Genomic DNA, 24188 nt, shown 5'->3' on the forward strand with positions numbered 1-24188 from the left:
GTTAAATTTTTTATTATTCAAAAAAATCGGGTTCGGGTTCTTTAACAATATTTTTTATGATTTTGTCTGTTAAAGTTGTTGTGGATACTTTATTAAACAAATCGTCAATAATCACTTTACTTCTAAATTTAAACCAATTATTATATAAAACATCAAACAAAACTGTATTCCAATTTTCATTTGTAAAACTATTATAAAACATTGGTGATTTCATTTTTTGATTAAACTGTTTTTCTCTATCTATAGGAATGAGCATTACTTTTTTTATTTCGTTGGAAACGTTAGATCCACGTTGTAATGCGCTCGTCATTGAGGTAGTGCATTCTACTTCAAATAGGTACTCAATCTTATTGTCTCGAATCCACAATAAATCCACATCGTCAACAATATCTGGATTCTGGATATTTTCCAGCTTGAAAATAGTTTGATAATTAACATATTGATTCAACTTGCCGGTTTTTTTTAAGTGAACAGAATCTATTTGATGATTTTGCTCATTCTTGCCAATATAAATTGAATAACCAGCTTCCTGTCCAATTTCGGCTAAGATGGCTAACACGGAAGTATGTTCTTTCTCAACCACTCCAGGTTTGAATCCAGGTTTTATTAACCAATATCCTTGTTGCATTGGCTTAGCGTATACTTCTAATGCTTCCTTTATACTTGTTTGATCTGAAGTTAAGGAATTCGGGAATGAAATACTTACAGCTTCCCAAATATCTGTGAAAGTTACTTTCCCTTTCTGCTGTAATTTTGCCAAAACAGTTTTTTCAACTCTATCAGTTAACGGTATTTTTTCAAGGTGAGGAACAAGCTTAGGATTTTTAAACCACCAGAGCTTACCAGTAGCTTGCCCCATTTTAGCATTTACTAAAATAAAAGTATCATCTATTTTTTTTTCAAGAACAGTTTTAATATCCGAACCGGTATTAAGTTCAGAGAAAAAACCTCTCTTTGCAAGTTCAGGATCAATTGCATTAATAATAATAGTATACGGAGTTGGTTCGCCACGTTCTGCAAGAATTTTTATTGTAGTATCTATGACTATTTTTTCAAATCTTAACTCATCAATAGATTCAGATTCACTCTCTCTTTCACGTAAAACAGGTTTATAAAATCTTAAATAGAAATCGCCCTGAGCAGATCCAAATGGTTGCAGCAACGATTTTGCCGATGGTCTTGCTAATTCTTGATGATGTATTTTTTGCAGCTCAAACCCAGCTAAAACAGATGCCCGAATGGTTGCGTTCCTTACTTTAAAAGTTGGGTTATGAAAAGTAACCGTAACATAGTTTTCTGGTTTTAATACATCATACATTCTTTCAAAACTATTTCTAAGTAACGAATGATATACTTCAAAATTTTTATCTTGCCTTTCACTGTGAATTATTTCGTCTAAGGCAATTTTTTCTAAATAACCTTTATCCATTTTTAACCAGGTAATCCATAAGTAGGAAAGTTCTCCGTATTGGATTGATGAATCATAAGGTGGGTCAGTAAATATGTAATCGACACAACCACTTTCAAAATATTGTTCGGACATTTCCTTCATTAAATCAATGCAGGAACCACAATAAATAAAAATATCTGAGTCACCATCAATTACTTCCTGGAAGCGATTAGCGAATTTGATATTCTTAAAATACTTGTTTGATTCTTCTTTAGCTTTTACTAAACCCTGGTGCCCCCATATTGCACTTTCAAATTTATACCAAACATTTTGTTCCATATAAGGTCCTGAAGGGTACCAATAACTATGCTGTGTCCATGCAGAACTAAATGGTGTAAAATGTCCGGCTTCTGATATTGGATTCATACGTGAACAAAGGTGGACCATCGAGGAAAAAGCAATCTTTAAAAAATCTCTCAATACTTTGTCACTTTCGTTTTCAATAGCAACCATTAAAATTGCAAGAGCATAAAGATTTCTTTTAGTGAAAAGTTGGTCGATAGATTCATATTGTTGTTTTTCTTTAAATGGTTTACCGTTTGTATGGTATAATCGATTATCAGGATACCACTCTTTTATCTTATGTCGGTCAATCTTTCTAATTATCTCTAAATCAAAATCAATTAGCTTTGTATTTTCCCTTCTTTCATCATTGCAATCAGGACAATTCTTATATCGTATTTCTTTATACTTGTCCTTTTCCAAAATTGCGCAATCAAAAAATATTTCGGATCCACAGTTCCTGCATTCTGTTTTATATAATTTTAGAATTTTATCTTTAACTTGTTTTTCAATTCGTTCATACGCAGCTTTTAGTTTTGGTGCATCTAATTGTTTGATAGTAAGACGTATTAACTCAGTTGCAATTGGTGAAATATCTGCGGTTATAACCTTCCGTCCTCTTTTTAATGCTTCAATAGCAGTAACGCCGCTGCCTCCAAAAGGATCTAAAACAATTCCATTCGGTGGACAATAAGTTTCAATAAATTCACCTACAACATTCCAGGTTTTTCTTGACCAATATTTGTGGAAATTATACATCGGTGTGTGTGCTTGCGGAGGTATTTGTCTATTAAGGTGTTTGATGCCACTTATTTTTAATTGTGGTACTAATTGTTCAAATTCTTTCTTCTTAATATTCATTCTGATTCAATATGCCTTAATATTCTTTTAGTCAGTTCAAACATGGCAGCCAACTGCGTAGCTTTAATTGGTCCAATTCCTTCTATTTCCATAAGCTCTTTCAAAGTCTTACCAGAAATATTATAAATATTTCCATATTTATCCAAAATTCTTTCTGCAATTTTTTCTGCAGTAAGGTTTTTAGTTCCAGCATTTATTATTATTGTTAAAAGTTCCTTCTCTGAACATGCTGATGGACCAAGTCTTCTAAACTTGCCACCCGGATGAAAATATTTTTTTTCCATATAAATATTAATCTAAAACTGAAAATAGATAAATGGCTGTAAGTCTGCTGACCTAACCTGAATAGCCAACCATATAAAGAAAGCTAATATAATTGCTTTTCCAATCAACGGGGTTTTTGAAATAAGTTCAACCGTTTTCAGCTCAACTTTTGCAGGAAGAAAATGTAGAATGAATCCACCTAAAATTAGCGCGCTGATTACAGGATAACCTTGAATAAATTGAACGAAAACCTCTTCGTGAAAGAAATTTATTATCTGGCTAAAAACATCTAATGCGCTCTGGATTGACACTGCTCTGAAAAATACCCAGGCGAATGCAATCAAGTTGAAAGTTATAAATACTTGAATGACATGAAGAATTTTTGTATTAGAGAGCCCAAGCTTTTTCCAGATGAAAGTTCTGGGATTCCTTGTGAAGAATGAAACCGCCATTAATAATCCGTGAATCGTTCCCCAAACAATAAACGTCCAGTTGGCACCATGCCAAAGCCCGCAGGCTACAAATGTAATCAGGATAGCTAAAGCGTTTCCCAAAAGACGAAGATTTCTTAAGCTAAATTGCAATGGTTTGAAAATATAATCAAGCAGCCAGGATGAAAGTGAAATATGCCATCTCCTCCAGAACTCAGCCACACTCGAAGCTTTGTATGGTGAATTAAAATTGTCCATCAATTTGAATCCAAGTAAAAGAGCAAGTCCAATTGCGATATCAGAATAGCCGGAAAAATCGCAGTAGATTTGCAACGCATAACCATAAGTTGCCATTAAATTTTCTACACCAGTAAAACGAAGCGGTTCATCCATTACGCGATCAACAAAATTCAGGCTGATGTAATCGGCAATAACTGCTTTCTTAAATAATCCAGAGCAGATTAAAAAAATTGCTTTTCCAATATCCTCCCGGCTTATAAAAACTTCTTTATTAATCTGTGGAAGAAATTTCTCAGCACGGTCAATTGGTCCTGCAAGAAGGTTTGGAAAGAATGAAACAAAAAGCGCAAAATTAAGGAAGTTAGTTTCTGGCTCAATCTTTTCAAGATAAAGATCAAAAATGTAATTAAGTGATTTGAATGTATAGAAAGAAATTCCAATTGGAACTAAAATATCCAGTGCATCAATATTTTTAGAGGATAGATCGTTAATGACCTGGATAAAGAAATTTGTATACTTGAAATAGCCAAGTAAAAAAAGATTTACAATAACAGCCAGGATTAATATCAATCTACGCTTTAAAGTATCGCTGAATAGAAAAAGCCATTTACCAAGCAGGAAGTTTACTACGGCTGTACCGATAAGCAACAGGAAAAACAATCCGCTGATTTTATAATAAAAAAAGAGTGAAAAGAGAAGTAGAAAAACTACTCGTAAATTTTTGTTCTTCCGTATCAAAACGAAAATTAGAAGAACAAATGAAAAAAGGAACAAGAACAATCCGGTAGTAAATAGAAGCGGATCCTTTGGATTGTATACAAAAAGATTTAGGAATTTGCTGATATCGAAATTGAATAACATTTTATCAACCCAACATGATTAAAAAATTTATTTTTGTAGTTTAGCATCAAGCAATTTTTGCAGATCGCCAACATTTTTCAGTTTCAGCACTTCAAGATTTTTGAAGCGAACATTAAAATGCTTTTCCACCGCAACAATAACATTTATGTGGTTCAAGGAATCCCATCCAGGAACTTGTGGTGCCATAGTTTCATCTGTAAAATCCCATTCATCCAGCTTAAGCGCCGTAAGAATTACTTTCTTTAGTTCTTCAGATATCATCTTAACTCCATTTTATTTCTTCTGCGTTTTCTAAAATTCTTTCTTTGTTTGCTTTTCTACTTGGTTTACCCGCCGAGCTTTTTATCAACCAGCGAGGTGGAACAAAGTAAACATTTCTTATTGAAACATCGATTGCCATTCCAGCTTTAATAACTTCCAGTTTTAATTTTTTCTGTTCAGCAGCATTACTTTTATTTGTTTCAGCTATAACAGAAATCTGTTCGCTTCCCATCTCGGTATCTTCTTCACCAAATGCTATTACTCTGCCAGGAATAATTCCTTCAACTTTACTAACTACATCTTCAATATCTTCCGGATAGATATTATTTCCTGCAACGATAATGATATCCTTCTTCCTTCCAATGATGTAAAATTCATCTCCATTTTGGAAACCGTAATCTCCGCTGTAATACCAGCCATTCTGTAAAACTTCAGCGGTTTTATCCGGATAATTACGGTAGCCATCAAACATAGAAACTGATTTAATGGCAATCTCGCCAATGATTCCTTCATCAACTTCATTCCGAGTTTCATCTACAATTCTAACTTCGCAACCTTTAATTGTTTTGCCGGAAGAAACACATATCCTTGCGTTTTCACCATTTTTTGAAATTTTTATTTTACCTTTTGCTAATTCAATTCTGTCAACAGGAAGCAGTGCGGGTTCAACATCCGGGGGAGTTTGTGTAACAGCATAAGTAGTTTCAGCCATTGCATAGCAAGATGAAAGTGCTTGTGGTTTCAATCCATATTGTTGAAATCTTTTTATAAATTTTTGATGACTTTCATAACGAACAGGTTCACTACAATTTATTATCAACCGCCAGCTCTCCAACGATATTCCTTCCAGATCTTCATCAAGAATTTTATCTGCCATTAGGTTGTAAGCAAAATTTGGAAGCCAGGAAACTGTTCCCTTTTCTTTCGAAATTGCCTCAAGTAAAAGCGAGGGAATAAGAACCCACTCAAAAGTATCAATCTGGATTGTTGGAATTCCAAATGCAAGCGGAAGATGGAATGCTGCAATCAAACCCATATCGTGGTAAAGCGGAAGCCAGCTAACAATTTTATCTTCATCATTTAATTTAATTGATTCGCAATAATACTCAACATGCTGAAGAACTGCCTGGTGAGAAAGCAAAACTGGTTTTTGTAATCCAGTTGTTCCGGAAGAATGCTGAAGCAGAAATGGATCAGTGCTTTTAATTGATTGATGAACTTCTAATATTTTTTTATGATTTTCACCTTCCAGTTTTCTTTCTCTATTCCATTCAAGCGGAAAAAATAAACCTTTTATTGTGCTGTTTTCTTTTTCAACTAAAGGGCGAATCATCGGTTCCAGTTCAATCTCAGTTAAAATGAAATCAAGACCAGACCGTTGAGACATTCCTTCAATTCCCTGCCTGAATTTATCCGGATGTAAACGGGGATTTGGATAAGCAAGTATAGCCGGGATGGCTCCAACATTATCTATGGCAAGGTACAAAGGATACAAGTATTTATTGTGCCGGATAATTATAGCGCAAACATCACCACGTTTAATTCCATTTTCCAACAGACTTATTGAAAGACTTTCGGCTGTTTTAATTAAATTTGAAAAAGTCCAGCGGAATGGTTCTTCACCGGCAACCCAATGGATAATTGCATCCCGATCTGGGTTTTTATCTGCATTCCTGCACCACCTATCCCAAACGATTTCATTCCGGTTATTAATTTCATTATACATTTTGTAAATCCCTAAAAATTATTAATTATCTGCCCTGATATCTGAAAGCAAATCTAATTTTCTTATTACCAGGTTACCAATTTTAATATCAGATGATTGGAAGGAAATAAGGAATAAGATTAGAATAGCAATGGCAATAATAATTACCGGCTGATGAACTTTGTTGTTTTCAATCATTATATATTTATCAGATTGTTAATAATTAAATGCCGAGCATCTTTAAAACTTTTTCTAATTCCTGCCCCCAAATTTTATAACCGCGCCAGGTTAAATGAACTCCGTCATAAGTAAATTCGTCTTTAAGGAATTTTCCATCGATCAATTTTGAATTAAGATCCAGGTACAAAATTTTATTTTTAATTGCATATTCCTGCAATAACTTATTCAGCTTTTCTACGTCTAGATTTTTTGTAGACGCATCATGCCATTTTGTTGAAACGTAAAGTGTAGATTGAATTACCGGAACAATTTTTTTTGATCTTAAAGTATCAATCAGCTTAATATAATTTTTATAAATATCATCAAGAGAGAAACCGCCATAGATATCATTGATTCCACCCATAATAAAACAAACACGGGGATGCAGGCGAAAGATATAATCAATACGCGCTAAATATCCCACCAGGTTATCACTTGGAATTCCTCGGTCAACTACATCACTTCTGCCAAGCAATTCATTCCAACTGCATCCATGTGTAATTGAATTACCGAACATAACTATTGAGGCATGTTTGGTTTTATAAGTCTCCCACATTCCTAATTGCAGGTCGTAGAGTTTATTTATTTTGTACAGAAGCGTGTCTTCTGAAATATCACTATTGTTTTTAGAAATTAATTTTGATTGGAGGGAACAAAAAATAATGATAAAGATTAAGATGATTTTTTTCATGCGTATATAAAAGTTAGAAAATTATTGTGGGAATATTACCATAATATTGGTTAACAATCAAAGGATTTTCTTAAGGAATTTTTATGGAATGTACAAGTTGAATTCTAAAAACTGTGTCTTCATAGCAGTGCGGTTTAATTTATCGCAAAGTCATAAAGACACAGTATAATTTTTTATTTGCAGTGTTTTTTACAAATTATATTTATCCAAAAAATGTTGCTGCAACCTGGAACAACTTATCATCAACTGTTTTTAATTCACTTGTAGCATCAGCAAGAGGAACAGCAACAATATCATTTCCTCTTAATGAAGCCATCATACCAAATTGTTTTGAATCAATCAACTCGGCAGCAAACACACCAAATCTTGTTGCAAGAACTCTGTCCGACGCAGTTGGAGAGCCGCCTCTCTGGATATGACCTAAGATTGTAGCTCTTGTTTCAAAGCCTGTTCTCTTTTCAATTTCCGCAGCTAATAGGTTACCTATTCCACCTAATCGTACGTGACCGAATGAGTCTCTTTCCATACTGCTTAAAACAAACGAACCATCTTTATCACTATCATCTGTAGTATCCCATTTAGCTCCTTCAGACACAACTACAATACTGAACAATTTCCCTCTTGAGTGTCTCTTCTGAATAAGATCGCAAACATCGTGGATTTTAAAAGGCTTTTCTGGAATAAGAATTACATCAGCCCCACCAGCTAAACCAGAGTAAAGAGCAATCCATCCAGCATGCCTTCCCATAACTTCAACTATCATAACACGATTATGTGATTCTGCGGTTGTATGTAATCGGTCAATAGCTTCCATAGCTATATTAATTGCGGTATCAAATCCAAATGTAAAATCTGTTGCATTTAAATCGTTATCGATTGTTTTGGGAACGCCAACAACGTTTACACCTGCTTTGTATAATTTTGTTGCTACACCGAGTGTATCTTCTCCACCAATTGCAACCAGAGCATCAACACCATTGTCTTTAAGATTTTTAATAACTCTTGCTTCACCTTCTGGAATTTTGTACAAGTTTGTGCGGGAAGAACGAAGAATTGTTCCACCACGATGTAAAATTCCAGAGACTGCTTCTAAATCCAGATTGACAATTTTATTTTCGAGCAACCCCCTCCAACCTTCCGTATAACCAATTACTTCATGTCCATTAAGAATTGATTTTCGAACAACTGCACGAATGACAGGATTCAAACCAGGGCAATCTCCGCCACCAGTTAACATGCCTATTTTCATTTTGTTCTCCTATAATAATTTGAAATTATAAACTAATAAACTTTATTTTGTTAAAACAATTTTCATTGTTTCAGTATAATTGTTTTGACTAATGCTGCACAAGTAAATTCCGCTTGCAAGTCCATCCGAATTAAAATCTAAATAATTCAATCCAGTTTTACCAATTTTATTAATAGTAAATATTTTTTCTCCAACTATATTAAAAATTTGCAGAGTATAAAGATTGCTGGAATTTAAATTAAACGAAATCCTTGTTTGGTTATTAAAAGGATTTGGAAAATTTTTAAGATTAAAATTATGGTTTATTTTTTCGGCTGGACTTTTTTTTTCCTCAATGCCGGTTGAAGCGTCAGGTGATAGTTTTCTGTTAAGTGATATTAAAATTCCATCAGCACTTAAACTTTTACCATACTCCAAGCCATTGTTTGTTAAGCGAACAGTAAGATTTTTACCTTTTGCCAAATAAAAATCACCAAGTTTATACCAACGCCGGTTATTAACATTTGTCTGATCAACATAAATAATTTTTTCGTTTCTATTCGAATCAAAAACTGTATACTCAGCATTAGATGAACGGTTGACCGCCTGAACAACGAAAACATAGATTTCATAATTTCCTTCCACAGGTACATCACAATAGTAATTAATTGAGGAAGGATCAGATGAAAATGAATAAATAGAAGGACCATTTAATCCGGATAAAGAGCTTTGTGTCCAGCTTCCAGTTCTTTTAGCATTAATTGTATCACTAACAGGAATTATCTGATAATATTCACGCCAGTCCTTAGCTTTAAATGGTAGATACACTTTGGAAGAATAAGCACCATTCTTTAACCAGGTAAAAAGATTATTGTTTTTTAAATCAGAATAATACCAAATTGAATTCCCAAGGAAACCTTTCGATTTTGTAAGATCAAAAAATTGTTGGATAGTTTCCTTAGAAAGAACATTTCCATTTGGAGCAACTGCAATTGCCGGAAAGATTCTTGATTTATCATTTATTTTAGTCGAAACATAATCCAGAATATTTCCTAACGATTGAGGAGAAGTTACATATGATTGAACCTGAACATTATCTACAGCTAAGTTATTAACCCACCAAAACCAATCCTGGCAAAAAGAATAATAAGAAGTGTATTCAGTCCCATATAAACTTGGGGCATTAGAAACATTAACATGGCGGTTAACCGCTTTGATGCTGTCATAACATGCTTTCATAAATAAATTCAATTTATCAGCCCGCCATTTTAACCAGGTTGGATCCGAAGAGTTGTTAGGAGGTGACGAACTGTTATGTTCAATTTTATAAAGACTATCAGTGTAGGAATCGTATCCATAATCTACCGAAGCATATCGAATTCTGTCCAACTCAATTCCATCTATATCATACTTATCTCCAACTTCTTTAGCAAGTGAAATTAGAAATTGTTGCACTTGCGGATGAGTGTGAATCATCCAGTAAAAATTGCTATTATCTTTTTCACTGCCATCTAATTTTTTTGCAACCCAATCCGGATGGATTTTAAAGATTGGTCCTTTTTCACCATTAGGTATATTGCCGGTCCACCCACCAACAAAACCATATTCAAACCAAGCCTCTACGTGCATACCACGTTTATGTCCCTCAGCAATAGCCTCAGCTAAAATATCTCTGCCATTATAGGTTGGGTCAATTTTGGAACCAGTTTCAGAATAGAAAATATCACTTTGCCATAATGGATAACCGCGGCTCCACGCATTAACGTAAATGACATTAAAATTTGCGGCTGCTAAGCTATCAATTGCCTGGGCAAGATTTTCTTTGGAAAAAAATACATCCCTTGCAATCCAGGTAGCTCGTAATTCCTGTGGAAGTGTTTTAGTATAACTAATAAGAATTATTAAAATGACAAACAGTTTCTTCATTCTTTACTTATAAAATCTTAAGCTTTGCAAATTTTACCAATAATTGTTTATTCCCAACATCTTCAAAATTAACATTAACACGCTGCATATCTCCAACACCAGTTACTGCAACTACTTTTCCATATCCGAAAGTATCGTGCTGAACTTTACTACCAACTCTAATAGATTTGTGTTCCTGGTTGAAGTCATAATCTTCATCCTGGTACATTTCATCTACTGCCATACCTTTTTTAGTTTTTCTTCCGGATTTCCTATTGCCTGCACCATTCAGTTCTATGCAAGTGGCAGGATCTATTTCATCAATAAACCGGGATTTACTTTGATATGCTACTTCACCAAATCTGTATCTTGAACGGGCAAAAGTTATAAAAACTTTCTTTTGTGCACGTGTTAATGCAACATAGAATAAACGTCTTTCTTCTTCAATTCTTGAATCGGCATTAAATTTTGGTGCCAGCGGAAAAATATCTTCTTCCATTCCGGATATATATATTATAGGAAACTCTAATCCTTTGGAAGCATGAACCGTCATTAATGTTACACAATTTTTTTCATCTTCCATTTGATCAACGCTGGAAATTAAAGATACATCGGCAAGATATTCTTCAATACCAGAGCCAGGATAACTTTTTGAAAATTCGTTGACTGCATTTAAAAGTTCCTGAACATTTTCATAACGCTGCATTGATTCTTGAGAATTTTCTTCTTTGTAAATTCTTAATATTCCAAGTTCATCAATCAATGCACTGGTTAATTCAGCCAAAGACAATTTACTTTTCAGGTCGATGTATTTATCCAATAACATTTTAAATGATTTAACATTTTTCTGAATTCTTTCTTTCACTTCAATAACTTCAAAAATTCTGGTCATAGTATCAAATAGAGTTAAATTCAGTTTTCTTGCGAATGCTATCATACGGGTAATTGAAGTATTACCAATTCCGCGTTGAGGAAAATTCATTATTCTTAATAAGCTTTCTTCATCATTTTGATTGCAGAGAATTCGCAGATAAGCAACAATATCTTTAACTTCTTTTCGCTTATAAAATTCAACTCCGCCAATAATTTGATAAGGAATTCTTTCTCTTCGGAAGGATTCTTCTAGCGCACGGGATTGTGCATTTATACGGTAGAGGATAGCAAAATCCTTATACTGTAATTTCTTTTTAAATATTTCCTCTTTAATCAACTTAGTAATCTGATGACCTTCATCTTTTTCATCAGAACACCGGGCTAAAGTTACCTGCTCTCCATCATTGTTATTGGTCCAGAGCGTTTTAACTATTTGATCTTTATTATTTTTAATAATGGAATCAGCAGCAGCCAAAATAAATTTAGTTGATCTATAATTTTGTTCTAACCGGAATATTTTTGCTTTAAGAAAATCCTTTTCAAAATCTAGCATATTACGAATATCTGCACCGCGCCAGCCATAAATACTTTGTGCATCATCCCCAACCACGCAAATATTTCTTTTTGAATTAACAAGTAATTTCAGCAATTCGTATTGCGCACGGTTTGTATCCTGGTATTCATCAACTAAAATGTATGCAAACTTCTTTTTATATTTTTGAAGAATCTTATCATTAGAGTTAAACAACTCAATTGGTTTAAGGAGAAGATCATCAAAATCCATTGAGTTATTTTCAAAAAGTCGTTTATTATATTCAATAAAAATATCAGCAATTATTTTTTCATTTGGAGTTGAAGCAATATTATCTTTAAACTCTGCAGGAAAAATCATGTGATTTTTAAGATTGCTTATCTTATGCTGGATGAAGTTAGCAGATAAATTTTCAGCATTAATATTCAATTCCTGAATAATTGAACTAACAAGAGAAGAGGAATCTTCAGTATCGTAAATGGAAAAATTACTTTTATAATTAATTTTATCGGCTTCAATTCTTAAAATTTTAGCAAAGATGGAATGGAATGTTCCCATCCAAAGTCGGTTTGCGCTTGATCCAATTAACTCTTTAATCCGCTGCTTCATCTCGTTTGCAGCTTTATTAGTAAAAGTTAATGCAAGAATTGAGTCAGCCTCAAAACCTTTTTCAATTAGATAGGCAATCTTAAAAGTAAGGACTCTTGTTTTGCCGGATCCTGCACCAGCAACAATCATAGAAGGTCCTTCAAGATGCTCAACTGCCAGCTTTTGTTCAGGATTAAGTGATTTTAGAATATTCATAGATGTGGAACTACATTTTTTAGTGTGCAAATATACAAAAATGAGCCTGTAAATTCAATTAAGCGAAGTACTAAAGATTTTGTCTTGAAAATAAATGTGGGAAAAACACCTTTTTAGTAATATTTCAACAATAACTTTTATTTTTCAGTATCATTTTTTAAATGAAGATGACAATAGATTTTAAAAATTTCTGATTTGAGGTAATCAATTTTGAATTTAACAACGCCAGTTTAGAGTTTATTATTTTAATTATATGGCAAATTGTTGAAAATTAATAGAGTGGAATTCCAAGATTTATTTGGGCAGAAAGAAAAAGCCCACCTCCACTAATAAAATTTTCCCCGGATACATAAGAATTATTCGGTCCTAAAAAACTATTTTCTTTATTGTCATACATCTCTTTGATTATAAAGTTTGTATAACCAGCGGTGGTTTCCAGGCTAAGGTAATCACCTGAAATTTTATAAATAAATCCACAACCAATTGAAAAGCCGGTAGCTGACTTTCCATTTTTGTATTGCGTTTCAATATTTTTAGAAGACGAGGATGGTTGGCTTACATCCAAATCTGCACTGTGAAAAGTTACTTGAGCATCAACAATTTTAAGATCAAAAGAATTGGATAAGGAAACTCCTAAATCAACTCCAACACCCCAATAATTTAAATTCATAGAAAACTTATTCGATGTAATTAAAGCATCAACTTTATTAGAACTCTCATGTTCCTCTTTTAAGTATTGATAATAACCTTTTACCGAAACTAAAAGGTTTTTATAATTGAACCGGAAAATATTTGCACCTATTCTAAATCCAGAAGCGGCTTTGAATTTTTCTAACTGAGTTCCAGTGGAAGGATAATTTCCATTATTATTCATAAAATCGATAAAAGAATTTAATCCACCCGCATCGTACTTTTGGTAAGAATATCCGCCATAAAAGCCGCTAAGACCAAAACATCCAAATCCGCAGGTTTGTGCTTCTGTGTTTTTGGGAATGGAAATAATTAAAGAGATTGCCAGCATCAGCAAGGAACAATATATTTTATTTAGTTTCATACAATCTCATTTAATTTTATTTCTGAACGATTGAACCTTCGAGGTTCTAAAAACCTCGAAGGTTATCCAAACTTTTGAACTTTCGAGGATCCGATAACCTCGAAGGTTTTCATTTTACTTTGTCCCTTTCTCCAAATCGTGTCCGCCAATACCAAGCTCACTTTTCCTTAGCAAATATGCAAACAATAATCCGAAAAAACCAAGTGAAGAAAAAATCCACATTCCTAAGGTATAACCACCTGGATTTGCTGCACTTGCTTTACCAAAATCGTTGGCAAATCCAATTATCAAATTAAAAGCGAATAGCCCAATATTTTGAATCATAGTCATTAAACCGTAGGCAGTTCCAAGTTTTTCTTGCCTTACAATCAATGCAACTGAGGGCCACATAACCGCAGGAATTAAAGAGAAAGCTATTCCCATGATTGACATAGGAATAATTAAATACATTGGAATGCTTGAATGAATATCAAAGAAATCAAGATTGATATTTAACGAACCGCTGAACCCAAGCGGAGTTGCAATATCAATTTTGTAAGCCATCATTAAATAAACCGGAATAATTAACAATGATCCAATCATCATTAAGAGAGATCGTTTTCCAATTCTATCTGATAGCAGCCCAAAAAGAGGTGTAAAAAACATCGCTGCAAGTGTTAGCATACTGGAAAGATTTCCGCCAACCTCTCTTGTTGTTCCGTGTGCTTCCTGGAAAAATTTAACAGCAAAAGTCTGGAATGGAAACATAGCAGAGTAAAAAGTAACACATAGTGCAGTGATGAACCAAAAAGATTTTCCGAAATTGAACAGCTCTTTTAAAACAACCTTATCCTGTGCGCCTTCTTTAGGCAGATCATATTTTTTGCTTGCATAGGCATCAAAGAAATAATAAACACCGATGCAAACCAAAGCAAAAACACCAGACGCTACAGTAATTAATAATGGTGTTTGCCAGTAATTATAGTAATCTTTTCCCCACGATGGAGCGTTTAATGCTATGAAGGAACCAAGGCGTGCGACAGTTAAATTAAGTCCGAATGCAAATGATAATTCTTTTCCTTTAAACCACCTCGCAATAATTGTTGTTATAGCAACTATCATCGATTCAGCACCCAAACCAAAAATCAATCTGCCAGCGGACATGGTATAAATGTTTCCCCAAATAGCAGTTAGTGCCGAACCGAGCATAACCAGGAAAGTGAAAATGAATACTGATTTTCTTGTTCCAATTTTATCAATGATTATTCCACCCACTAAAACCATTATTATATTTGGAAAACTATAAATGGCATTCAATAATCCAATGTTTGAATCTGAATAACCAAGCTGCTGTTTAAGCACATCTGCCAGCGGACTTATGCTATCATAGATATAATAATTACCAAACATTGCCAGACTGATGAATAGCAGTATTGTCCATCGCATTAAAGTAGATGGCGGGGATTTTAGAGTATGAGTATTTTCCATTCTAAGTTTATTACTTAATTGTTATTTGGAATGAATTATAATTGTCTTAGTGCTTCTCTCAAAATATTTTTCAATTTAAAGGAAACACTAAGACATGAATAAAATTAATTTGCAGGAATGTTTTTAAGAACATTAACAAGCAATTCATAAAATGGTTGTACAGTATCAATCTTCAATTTTTCATCTGGTGAATGTACGCCAAACATTGTGGGTCCAAAAGAGATCATATCCATATCGGGATATTTTTCACTTATGATTCCACATTCCAATCCAGCATGAATTGCCTTTACTTCAGGTTCCTTTTTATACATATCTTCATAAACAGTTTTAAATACTTTTAGAATTGCGGAATGAACATTAGGTTTCCAGCCAGGATAACCATCACCCTCAACAACATCTGCTTCTGCCAGATGGAATACAGTGGAAACCATATTAACAATGTCCTGATTTTCTGATGCGACAGAACTTCTTTGGCTTGTTACAATATTAACATTTTTTCCATCTGTAGAAATTGTAGCAAGGTTAGTAGATGTTTCAACAAGTTCTGGAATATCTGGTGACATAGTAATTACACCATGCGGTAATGCATACAACGTATTTAACAATTTAATCTGCGTTTTTCCATTGATTACAGTTTTTGGTTTTTTAACTTTTTCCGCAATTACATTTAAGTTCGGTTCGTTTGTAAGCAGTTCTTCTTTTATTATTTTATTAAAGTTTTCAACATATTTCAGAAAATCTTTTCCAGCTTTTTTAGGAACCAATACAATTGCAAATGCTTCACGCGGAATTGCATTATGTTTATTTCCGCCTTCAATTTTGGATAGTTTAATTTTGAATTCTCGGGTTGCGTTCCATAAAAGTCTTGTTAATATTTTTATTGCATTTCCCCTGCCAGTATGAATTTCTAAACCAGAATGCCCGCCTTGTAATCCAGCAACTTTAATTTCATACGCGAGATAATTTTCCTGAACTGCCTGCGGTTTGAATGTAAATTTTGCCATCGTAGTTTTTCCACCGGAACAACCGATGAAAAAAGTACCTAATTCTTCTGAATCAAGATTTAAAAGAATAGTAGCCTTTAATGCATCAGTATCAAGATTAGTTGCACCAGTTAATCCAGTTTCTTCATCTAAAGTGAAAAGACATTCAATTGGACCATGCTCAAATGAATTATCTTCCAGCACGGCTAATGCAGAAGCTACACCAATGCCATTATCTGCACCAAGTGTTGTACCTTTCGCTTTAACCCACTCGCCGTCTATGTAAGGAATAATCGGATCGTTATCAAAATCGTGTTCAACATCTCTGTTCTTTTCACATACCATATCAATATGTCCCTGAAGAACAACTGTTTTCAAATTTTCTTTACCTGGTGTTGCTGGTTTACGTATGATAATATTCCCGAAACTGTCTTTGAAAGTTTCGAGGTTTAACTTTTTACCGACTGAAAAAATATACGCAGCAATTTTCTCTTCCTTTTTGGATGGACGAGGATAACTGCAAATCTCTTCAAAGTATTTCCAAACCAATTCTGGTTTAAGATTTCCTAAAACCTTTTCCATTTTAATCTCCTTTTTTTTTAAGTTCGTTAAACGAAATAAATCTAGATGTATACAATTGTGTTAAAAATTTTGTAAGTCTTTCATTTACTGGATTGATTTTTTCTCCAAATTTTTTTTTAAGTTCTTCGCCAATGGAAGCAACATTTTTCTCACCATCAATTTGCAGCCAAGTTTCGGATCCAAACTCATCCAGATTAATTTTAATAAACGAAGATTTCATTTTAGGAACAAGATATTTAACTACAAACTTATTAGTAAACTTTGGAAGTAATACTTTAACCGTACCATTTTCAGCAATTTCTTCTTTATATCGTTTGAAAGGTGTAAGATCTAAATAGTTAGCCTTTTCTAATTTTTTATTTCGCAATTTATTAAGAGCCATTTCTACCTATAAATTATTCTAACAAGTTTAATAGAAAAACATTTATTAAAAGCAAATCGGAGAAAAAGTAATTTACTCCTTCTCCGATCTAAACAATTTCTACCACTACAATCCAGAATTACATAACTGCTGTTGGTGGAGCAGGTTCATCTGGTTTGCCAGCATTTCTTAAAGGAATATAAATCAATACAGCGGTAATAATCAGCAATATCACAATGCTAATTTCAATTGGTGGAACTGTAAATATTCTATAAATATCAATTTCTGCAATCTTAAATGGTGCAAATGCCAAACCCGTTAATGCTTCGCCGGCAATAAAGCCTGCAGCTAACAGCACACCAACATTTTCAACTCTGGCTCTCTGAGCATCATTGTGATTTCTTTTCTTATTTAAAAGATCAACAGCACCTTTAAGTAAACCACCGATAAAAATTGCAAATGTAGTTTCCAATGGTAGATACATGCCAACACTTACAAGCATCGGACTTTTAACCTGCATTAGAATAAATGCAAGTCCCATTAACATTCCAACAATAATGAGTGGCCAGGACATTGCGCCACCAACAATTCCTTTTGAAAGCATTGCCATCAAACCGGCTTGCGGAGCAGATAATTTTGGACCGCCAAAACCACCTTCATAACCTTCTTTTAAACCTTGTGCAATATCTGCTTGGTTTAAAAAGACTAAAATATAAAACATAACCAATCCAGAAATTACCACTCCAATAATATCACCAATCTGCATTTTCCATGGTGTACCACCAAGAATGTGTCCGGCTTTCAAATCTTGTAACATTTCTCCGGCAACTGCCGCGGCTACACAAACGATTGCTGCAACACCAAGTACTGCCGCTACTCCGCCATGCGAAGCATCAACACCCATACTAACCATAATCAAGGCAGTAACTACCAGAGTAGTTAAAGTAAGTCCGCTAATTGGATTGTTGCTTGAACCCATAATTCCAACCAAATAGCCAGAGATTGCTGCAAAGAAAAATGCTAAAATAATCAATACCGTTGCCGCCACTATTGCCGGCAAAAAAGCAGTTTGAAAAATGAAATAGGTAATTAAAAATGTGGCAACTGCAACTGCTGCAATTCCCATTACCACGTATGAAAATTTAATATCCTTTTCTGTTCTGATGGTGTTAACTTCACTTCCACTTGCAGCTTTTTTTACATCACTTATTGATCTGCCGATACCGGTAATTAAACTTTTCCTCATCTTGAATAATGTATAACTGGCACCCATTAACATACCACCAATGGCGATTGGCTTAACAATATATTTCCAAATGGCATACATCTGAAAAACCGGATCGCTTACTTTTGTAGTAGCAGCTTGCAAGGAAAGTGATTTATCCGTTCCCATGATATATGAAGCCCATCCATTTATAAAATCCGGAGTAATGTATGGTCCGATGAAGTACATAATTAATGGAGTTAATAATCCCCACGCAAGTAAACCACCACTAAAATTTAAAGCGCCTAATTTTGGACCGATTATATATCCAACACCCATATATGCAGGACTAATTCCCGGTGAACTTAACAACACGCCACCTTGCACTGGAATTGTTGTACCTGTAATTGTTTGTTTAGTGAAGGTAATAAATTTTTCCCAAGTCTCTGCAAAGAATTTAAACTCGGCAAGAGCTTTAATAACAGCACCTCCAATCATTGCTCCAAAAAGGAATTGTGAACCAGTACCAGATGAACGACCAGCTTTGTGGATTTCTGCTGCAGCAACCGATTCTGGAAATGGAAGTTCTACATCTTCAACCATAACCCTGCGTAGTAATGCAACAAACATAATTCCAAGTATACCACCCGAAATTAAAATTAATGTTGCAGTAACATAATGCCAGGGTGTAAAGAATTCTTTCCAAATCCCGGAGATATAAAATGCAGGCAATGTAAAGATTGCACCCGCAGCAACAGATTCTCCGATGGATCCAACAGTTCTTGCAAAATTCTCTTCCAGAATAGAACCTTTAACTGATTTAAGAATTGCCATTCCGATTACGGCAGCAGGATAAGTAGCCGCTATCGTCATTCCAGCTTTTAACCCCAGGTATGCATTTGCAGCGCCTAAAACTACAGCCATTACCAAACCGATAATCAAAGCTCGGATAGTAAATTCTGCCATGTTATTTTCTGGTGAAACAAATGGTACAAACTTTTTCTGCTCAGCCATTTTTACTCCTACAGTAAGTGAGTTTGATTTTTATAAAAAAATTTGTCTGCAATATAAGTATGTTTTCTAAGGTGTTCAACCACTATTTTTAATAGTCTTTGGTTCTCAATCGTCGCCATCATCTTTCTTTGGTTTAAATATATTCTCCCTTCCCAGCCGTTCTTTTTTATCTATCCATTTGTCAATCTTCATAATTAACAAGCCAAACAGACCAAGTCCTATTAGAAGCAGGATGGTTACAGCAATAAATACAATCGAATAAAGACTCATAAAAATTCCCAATTAATATTTTTATTCTTTTTTAATACAAACTCATATATTCTTTTCAGAATTTCAGTTTTCTCATTCCAATATGGCAGATTGCAAAATCATATTTTACTGGGTCTATCGGATCATACTTTTTCAAATTTTGTGTAATTTCTTCTGCCATAATCCAGGAAACATTTTTACTTTTTGTAAGTTTTAATTCACGGCAAATCCTTGCTACGTGAGTATCCACCGGGATAATTAGTTTGTGTGTTGGAATTTCGCTCCACAAACCCAAATCTAATTCATCTTTTCTCACCATCCACCTGAGAAATAAATTCATTCTTTTACATGCGCTTCCTTTTAAAGGATCAGGGAACATAAATTTTATTCCAGATCGATAAGTGGAACCACCATTACATTTATCGCAAAGGTGCAATAGATTTTGTGAAAAGCAAGAAATAGTACTTTTAAGGTTTGATTCATCATCAAAATAATATAAAAGAAATAGATCTCTTAAAGTTGAATAGTTTGAATAGACTAAATTAAGAATTCCAAATAATGAAATAATATCTTCGCCAGAATAAAAGCGATGTTTTAGATTACTGAAATATTTTCCATCCTTTTTATTATTGAAATTCAATACAAAATTATATGGTTCGCCAGATAATATTTTTTCAATTTCACTTAAAATATTAATAATTTGTTTTACATTTCCATAGGCAAAAACGGAAGCAAGGAATCCGATTATTTCTATATCCTCAAACTTTGAATATTTGTGAAGGAACTCAAGCGGATCAGGAGATATTTTTTCTTTGCTAAAATATCTGTAATGATAATCCAGTTTTCGTTTTAGGGATAAACTCATTTTGTACGCATAATTTTTTGCAATTCCTGAATGGCTTCTTTAATGCCAACCACAACTGCTCTCGCAAGAATTGCGTGCCCGATGCTAACCTCATCAATTTCTTCAACTTGAATAAGTTGTTTTATATTAATGTAATTAAGTCCATGACCTGCATTTACACCAAGACCAAGTTTCTTAGCTTGTTTTGCTGCCATTCGAATTCGATCTAATTCATCAAACTGCTCTTCTTCAGTCGGAGCATTCGCAAAAACTCCAGTATGAATTTCAATCAGATCAGCTTTTATTTCTGCTGCTGCATTTATCTGATCGATATCTGGCTCAATAAAAAGTGATACCGGAATTTGTGCTTTGTGAAGGTCTTTGATTGCTGACGAAAGTTGATCAATATTGTCAATTACATTTATTCCACCTTCCGTGGTTAATTCCTGCCTTCGTTCCGGAACAATTGTAACAAGTTCTGGTTGTACATCGCAGGCAATTTTAATAATCTCCGGAACAGCAGCCATTTCCATATCAAGTTTGGTTGTGATTAATTCTCTTAACAGCCGAAGATCTCTTTCATTAATATGACGTCTATCTTCCCGAAGGTGAACAACAATACCATCAACACCTGCCTGCTCCGCAATTAAGGCAACGGTAACCGGATCAGGTTGAGTCTCTCCCCTTGCATTTCTAAGTGTTGCAACATGATCAACGTTCAGACATAATCTCATTTGAATCTCCTTCCTTCAATTAAAAAAGATTTTGATAAAAGAATTTATTCCTACTCCAAATTCGTTTGATTTATAACGAAGTGTAGATAGTAAATCCATATTAAAGATCAAACAAAAGTGAATCAGCACTCCATAAAGAAATGATCTGGTTCTGAGCGCTAAAATTCCAAGTAAAACTCCACCGATTATTGCACTAAAAGTTTCTAACGCTGGTTTTCCATTATGTAAAATAACAAAAGGAATCATCTGAATAAAGATGGCGTAGTATCCAAACTTTGATTCAAGACCAAAAAGCATATAACCGCGCCAGATAAACTCCCAGGAAAAAATATAGATGAATAGGAGAAATTCGAATATTAAAAAAACAGTCCAACTTTCCCTGGCTTCTGAAAGATAAGGATAAGTTATATAAAAAGATTTTGTGGATGAGACAAACCAAACAACTATAAACATTATTAAAATAATTATTGCTGATAACTTAAAACCGAATCCAATTTCTCCAAACTTCAAACCATAATCAGCAATCTTTTCTTTGAAAATAAACAAGATGATTAATATTGGAAGTATAAAAAAGGAAATGGTATCACCTAAAAACCAATATGCATACTCAATTAAGTCAACTTTTGGGTTATCAGAAAAGTATTGGTATAAGTTAAATCTAAAATATTTTCTGGAAGTATAATACCAGGATATTGTTTGTAAAATTGCTATTGAGATAAATAGAATTACTATTTTCTTATCAAGTTCTTTTACTTTTCGAATTTCAGCTAAAAGTTTGTCCTTCATAATGTTTCTTTCTACAAATAATAATCTTGGTAATTAAGATACATTTTTTCCAATTCCGCTCAAAATCGCAAGATTTTAACAAGAATTATTTTTATTATTTTCAAATCTCATTAAAAATGTTGAAAAATAGTTGCAACTTTTCTATATTAGCACTTGTTAAAACAGAGTGCTAACAAAATTTTCTAAAATGAATTTCTAAACTAAATAAGGAGGATTAAATATGGCAAAGCTCAAGATTCAACCTCTCGGTGATCGTGTAATTGTAAAAGCTGCTGAGGCTGAAGAAAAAACAAAAGGCGGAATTATACTGCCAGATACTGCAAAAGAAAAACCAATTGAAGGAACCGTAATTGCTGTTGGCGATGGAAAAATTGCTGACGATGGAAAGAAGGTTGCAATGACAGTAAAAGTTGGTGATAAAGTTCTTTATGGTAAATATTCTGGTACAGAAGTACGTGTTGATGAAGAAGAATATTTAATTATGCGCGAAAGCGATATTTTTGGAATAATAACTAAATAAATAAGGAGGAATAAATATGGCTTCAAAATTAATTATTTATGATGCGGAAGCTAGAGATGGCTTAAAGCGAGGTGTTGATAAATTAGCAAATGCTGTTAAAGCTACTCTTGGTCCTAAAGGAAGAAATGTAATTTTAGATAAAAAATTCGGTGCACCAACCGTTACTAAAGATGGTGTTTCTGTTGCCAAAGAAATAGAATTGGAAGATCCGGTTGAAAATATGGGAGCACAAATGGTTCGAGAAGTTGCTTCTAAAACCAGCGATGTTGCCGGCGATGGAACAACAACAGCTACTGTATTAGCACAGGCAATTTATCGTGAAGGTTTGAAGAATGTTACCGCTGGCGCAAATCCAATGGATCTTAAAAGAGGAATTGATTTAGCTGTTACAAAAGTTGTTGAATATTTGAAATCTATTAGTAAAAATGTTGAAGACAGAAATGAAATAGCTCAGGTTGGAACAATTTCTGCAAACAATGATAAATCAATTGGCGATTTAATTGCACAAGCTATGGATAAAGTTGGTAAAGATGGTGTTATAACAGTTGAAGAAGCAAAAGGAACTGAAACTACTTTAGATATAGTTGAAGGAATGCAGTTCGATCGAGGATATATTTCACCATACTTTGTTACAGATGCTGAAACAATGGAAGCAGTTCTTGAAGATCCTTATATCCTAATACACGATAAGAAAATCTCAGCAATGAAAGACTTGTTACCTGTACTTGAAAAAGTTGCACAACAAGGAAAACCACTTTTGATAATTGCTGAAGATTTAGAAGGTGAAGCTTTAGCTACTTTGGTTGTAAACAAATTAAGAGGCACTTTAAAAGTAGCCGCTGTAAAAGCACCAGGATTTGGTGATAGAAGAAAATCAATGTTAGAAGACATTGCAGTTTTAACCGATGGAACAGTAATATCTGAAGAACGTGGATTCAAATTAGAGAACACAACTATTTCTTATCTTGGTAGAGCCAAGAAAGTTAAAATTGATAAAGACAACACTACAATAGTTGAAGGTGCTGGAAAACCAGATGAATTAAAGAAAAGAATTAATGAAATAAAAGTGCAGATTGAAAAAACAACTTCTGATTACGACAAAGAAAAATTACAGGAAAGATTAGCAAAACTTTCTGGTGGTGTTGCTGTTTTGAAGATTGGCGCAGCTACAGAAATTTCGATGAAGGAAAAGAAAGCACGCGTTGAAGATGCATTACACGCAACCAGGGCAGCTGTTGAAGAAGGTATTGTTCCTGGCGGTGGTGTAGCATTTGTTAGAGCAATCAGTTACCTGGATAAGTTAGAAGGTGAGAATCTTGATCAGACTACTGGTGTGAAGATAGTTCAGAAAGCGTTGGAAGAGCCACTAAAGCAAATTGTTAACAATGCTGGACTGGAAGGCGCTGTTGTTCTGAATAAAGTTAAGGAAGGAAAAGATGATTATGGATTTAATGCTCAGACCGAAGTTTATGAAAATTTAATTAAAGCTGGCGTTATTGATCCAACTAAAGTTTCACGCACTGCATTAGAAAATGCCGCATCCGTTGCTTCATTATTGATAACAACTGAAGCAGTTGTATTCGAGAAGAAAGAACAGGATAAGATGCCATCAATGCCTCAAGGAGGTATGGGTGGTATGGGTGGAATGGATTATTAGTATAAAAGAGTCTGAGGAAGTCCTCATGTTAAAAAAGGCGAAGTTATTAACTTCGCCTTTTCTATTTATTAGTCTGCCTGCATTAATTATTTTCATGAAAGTTTTCCAAATACCTAAATTTTACCA

At 34.0% G+C, this 24188-nt stretch carries 21 protein-coding genes; 2 read left to right on the top strand and 19 right to left on the bottom strand.

The window, feature by feature from the left end; all coding sequences use genetic code 11:
- Nucleotides 1-13: 13 nt before the first annotated feature.
- The 19 genes from NTX22_00880 to NTX22_00970 form a co-directional block, all read right to left on the bottom strand.
- Nucleotides 14-2593 carry a DNA methyltransferase gene (locus NTX22_00880; protein ID MCX6149056.1) on the bottom strand — a complete coding sequence of 860 codons (2580 nt, stop codon included), beginning with the start codon at nt 2591-2593 and terminating at the stop codon, nt 14-16.
- Nucleotides 2590-2877, bottom strand: a complete 288-nt coding sequence (locus NTX22_00885) for a hypothetical protein (GenBank protein ID MCX6149057.1) — start codon at nt 2875-2877, stop codon at nt 2590-2592. The genes NTX22_00880 and NTX22_00885 overlap by 4 nt, the downstream gene beginning before the upstream one ends.
- A gap of 12 nt (nt 2878-2889) precedes the next feature.
- Nucleotides 2890-4389 carry an MBOAT family protein gene (locus NTX22_00890; GenBank protein MCX6149058.1) on the bottom strand — a complete coding sequence of 500 codons (1500 nt, stop codon included), beginning with the start codon at nt 4387-4389 and terminating at the stop codon, nt 2890-2892.
- 27 nt (nt 4390-4416) lie between these two features.
- Nucleotides 4417-4650 (bottom strand): acyl carrier protein, encoded by a 234-nt coding sequence (locus NTX22_00895; protein MCX6149059.1) that lies wholly within the window; start codon nt 4648-4650, stop codon nt 4417-4419.
- A gap of 1 nt (nt 4651) precedes the next feature.
- Complete coding sequence (locus NTX22_00900; GenBank protein ID MCX6149060.1) at nt 4652-6376, bottom strand: AMP-binding protein; 1725 nt, start codon at nt 6374-6376, stop codon at nt 4652-4654.
- A 21-nt stretch (nt 6377-6397) separates the two neighbouring features.
- Complete coding sequence (locus NTX22_00905) at nt 6398-6553, bottom strand: hypothetical protein (GenBank protein MCX6149061.1); 156 nt, start codon at nt 6551-6553, stop codon at nt 6398-6400.
- A gap of 25 nt (nt 6554-6578) precedes the next feature.
- Nucleotides 6579-7265: a GDSL-type esterase/lipase family protein gene (locus NTX22_00910; protein MCX6149062.1), complete on the bottom strand. Its 687-nt coding sequence runs from the start codon at nt 7263-7265 to the stop codon at nt 6579-6581.
- A 202-nt stretch (nt 7266-7467) separates the two neighbouring features.
- The gene (locus NTX22_00915) at nt 7468-8514 is read right to left on the bottom strand and encodes an ATP-dependent 6-phosphofructokinase (protein ID MCX6149063.1); all 1047 of its coding nucleotides are present in this window, start codon (nt 8512-8514) and stop codon (nt 7468-7470) included.
- Between the two features lie 42 nt (nt 8515-8556).
- The gene (locus tag NTX22_00920; protein ID MCX6149064.1) at nt 8557-10419 is read right to left on the bottom strand and encodes a family 10 glycosylhydrolase; all 1863 of its coding nucleotides are present in this window, start codon (nt 10417-10419) and stop codon (nt 8557-8559) included.
- Between the two features lie 7 nt (nt 10420-10426).
- Entirely contained in the window at nt 10427-12607 is a 2181-nt protein-coding gene (locus NTX22_00925) for a UvrD-helicase domain-containing protein (GenBank protein MCX6149065.1), read from the bottom strand.
- 271 nt (nt 12608-12878) lie between these two features.
- Nucleotides 12879-13661, bottom strand: a complete 783-nt coding sequence (locus NTX22_00930) for a hypothetical protein (GenBank protein MCX6149066.1) — start codon at nt 13659-13661, stop codon at nt 12879-12881.
- A 114-nt stretch (nt 13662-13775) separates the two neighbouring features.
- Nucleotides 13776-15128, bottom strand: coding sequence for an MFS transporter (locus NTX22_00935; GenBank protein MCX6149067.1), 1353 nt, complete (start codon nt 15126-15128; stop codon nt 13776-13778).
- Between the two features lie 104 nt (nt 15129-15232).
- Nucleotides 15233-16693, bottom strand: coding sequence for an aminoacyl-histidine dipeptidase (locus NTX22_00940; GenBank protein MCX6149068.1), 1461 nt, complete (start codon nt 16691-16693; stop codon nt 15233-15235).
- A 1-nt stretch (nt 16694) separates the two neighbouring features.
- Nucleotides 16695-17075 carry a PqqD family protein gene (locus NTX22_00945; protein MCX6149069.1) on the bottom strand — a complete coding sequence of 127 codons (381 nt, stop codon included), beginning with the start codon at nt 17073-17075 and terminating at the stop codon, nt 16695-16697.
- 118 nt (nt 17076-17193) lie between these two features.
- Nucleotides 17194-19272 (bottom strand): oligopeptide transporter, OPT family, encoded by a 2079-nt coding sequence (locus NTX22_00950; GenBank protein MCX6149070.1) that lies wholly within the window; start codon nt 19270-19272, stop codon nt 17194-17196.
- 105 nt (nt 19273-19377) lie between these two features.
- Nucleotides 19378-19542, bottom strand: a complete 165-nt coding sequence (locus tag NTX22_00955) for a hypothetical protein (protein ID MCX6149071.1) — start codon at nt 19540-19542, stop codon at nt 19378-19380.
- Between the two features lie 55 nt (nt 19543-19597).
- Complete coding sequence (locus NTX22_00960; GenBank protein ID MCX6149072.1) at nt 19598-20386, bottom strand: TIGR02757 family protein; 789 nt, start codon at nt 20384-20386, stop codon at nt 19598-19600.
- Nucleotides 20383-21099 (bottom strand): pyridoxine 5'-phosphate synthase, encoded by a 717-nt coding sequence (locus tag NTX22_00965; protein ID MCX6149073.1) that lies wholly within the window; start codon nt 21097-21099, stop codon nt 20383-20385. Before NTX22_00965 ends, NTX22_00960 begins: the two co-directional genes overlap by 4 nt.
- Nucleotides 21100-21114: 15 nt before the next feature.
- Entirely contained in the window at nt 21115-21885 is a 771-nt protein-coding gene (locus NTX22_00970; protein ID MCX6149074.1) for a CPBP family intramembrane metalloprotease, read from the bottom strand.
- A gap of 220 nt (nt 21886-22105) precedes the next feature.
- On the opposite strand from NTX22_00970, the gene groES reads away from it, so the two are divergent.
- Both groES and groL read left to right on the top strand, forming a co-directional pair.
- The gene (gene groES, locus NTX22_00975) at nt 22106-22405 is read left to right on the top strand and encodes a co-chaperone GroES (protein MCX6149075.1); all 300 of its coding nucleotides are present in this window, start codon (nt 22106-22108) and stop codon (nt 22403-22405) included.
- Between the two features lie 16 nt (nt 22406-22421).
- Complete coding sequence (groL, locus tag NTX22_00980) at nt 22422-24062, top strand: chaperonin GroEL (protein ID MCX6149076.1); 1641 nt, start codon at nt 22422-22424, stop codon at nt 24060-24062.
- Nucleotides 24063-24188 lie beyond the last annotated feature (126 nt).

It is taken from the genome of Ignavibacteriales bacterium (genome assembly GCA_026390815.1).
Classification (GTDB): domain Bacteria; phylum Bacteroidota; class Ignavibacteria; order Ignavibacteriales; family SURF-24; genus JAPLFH01.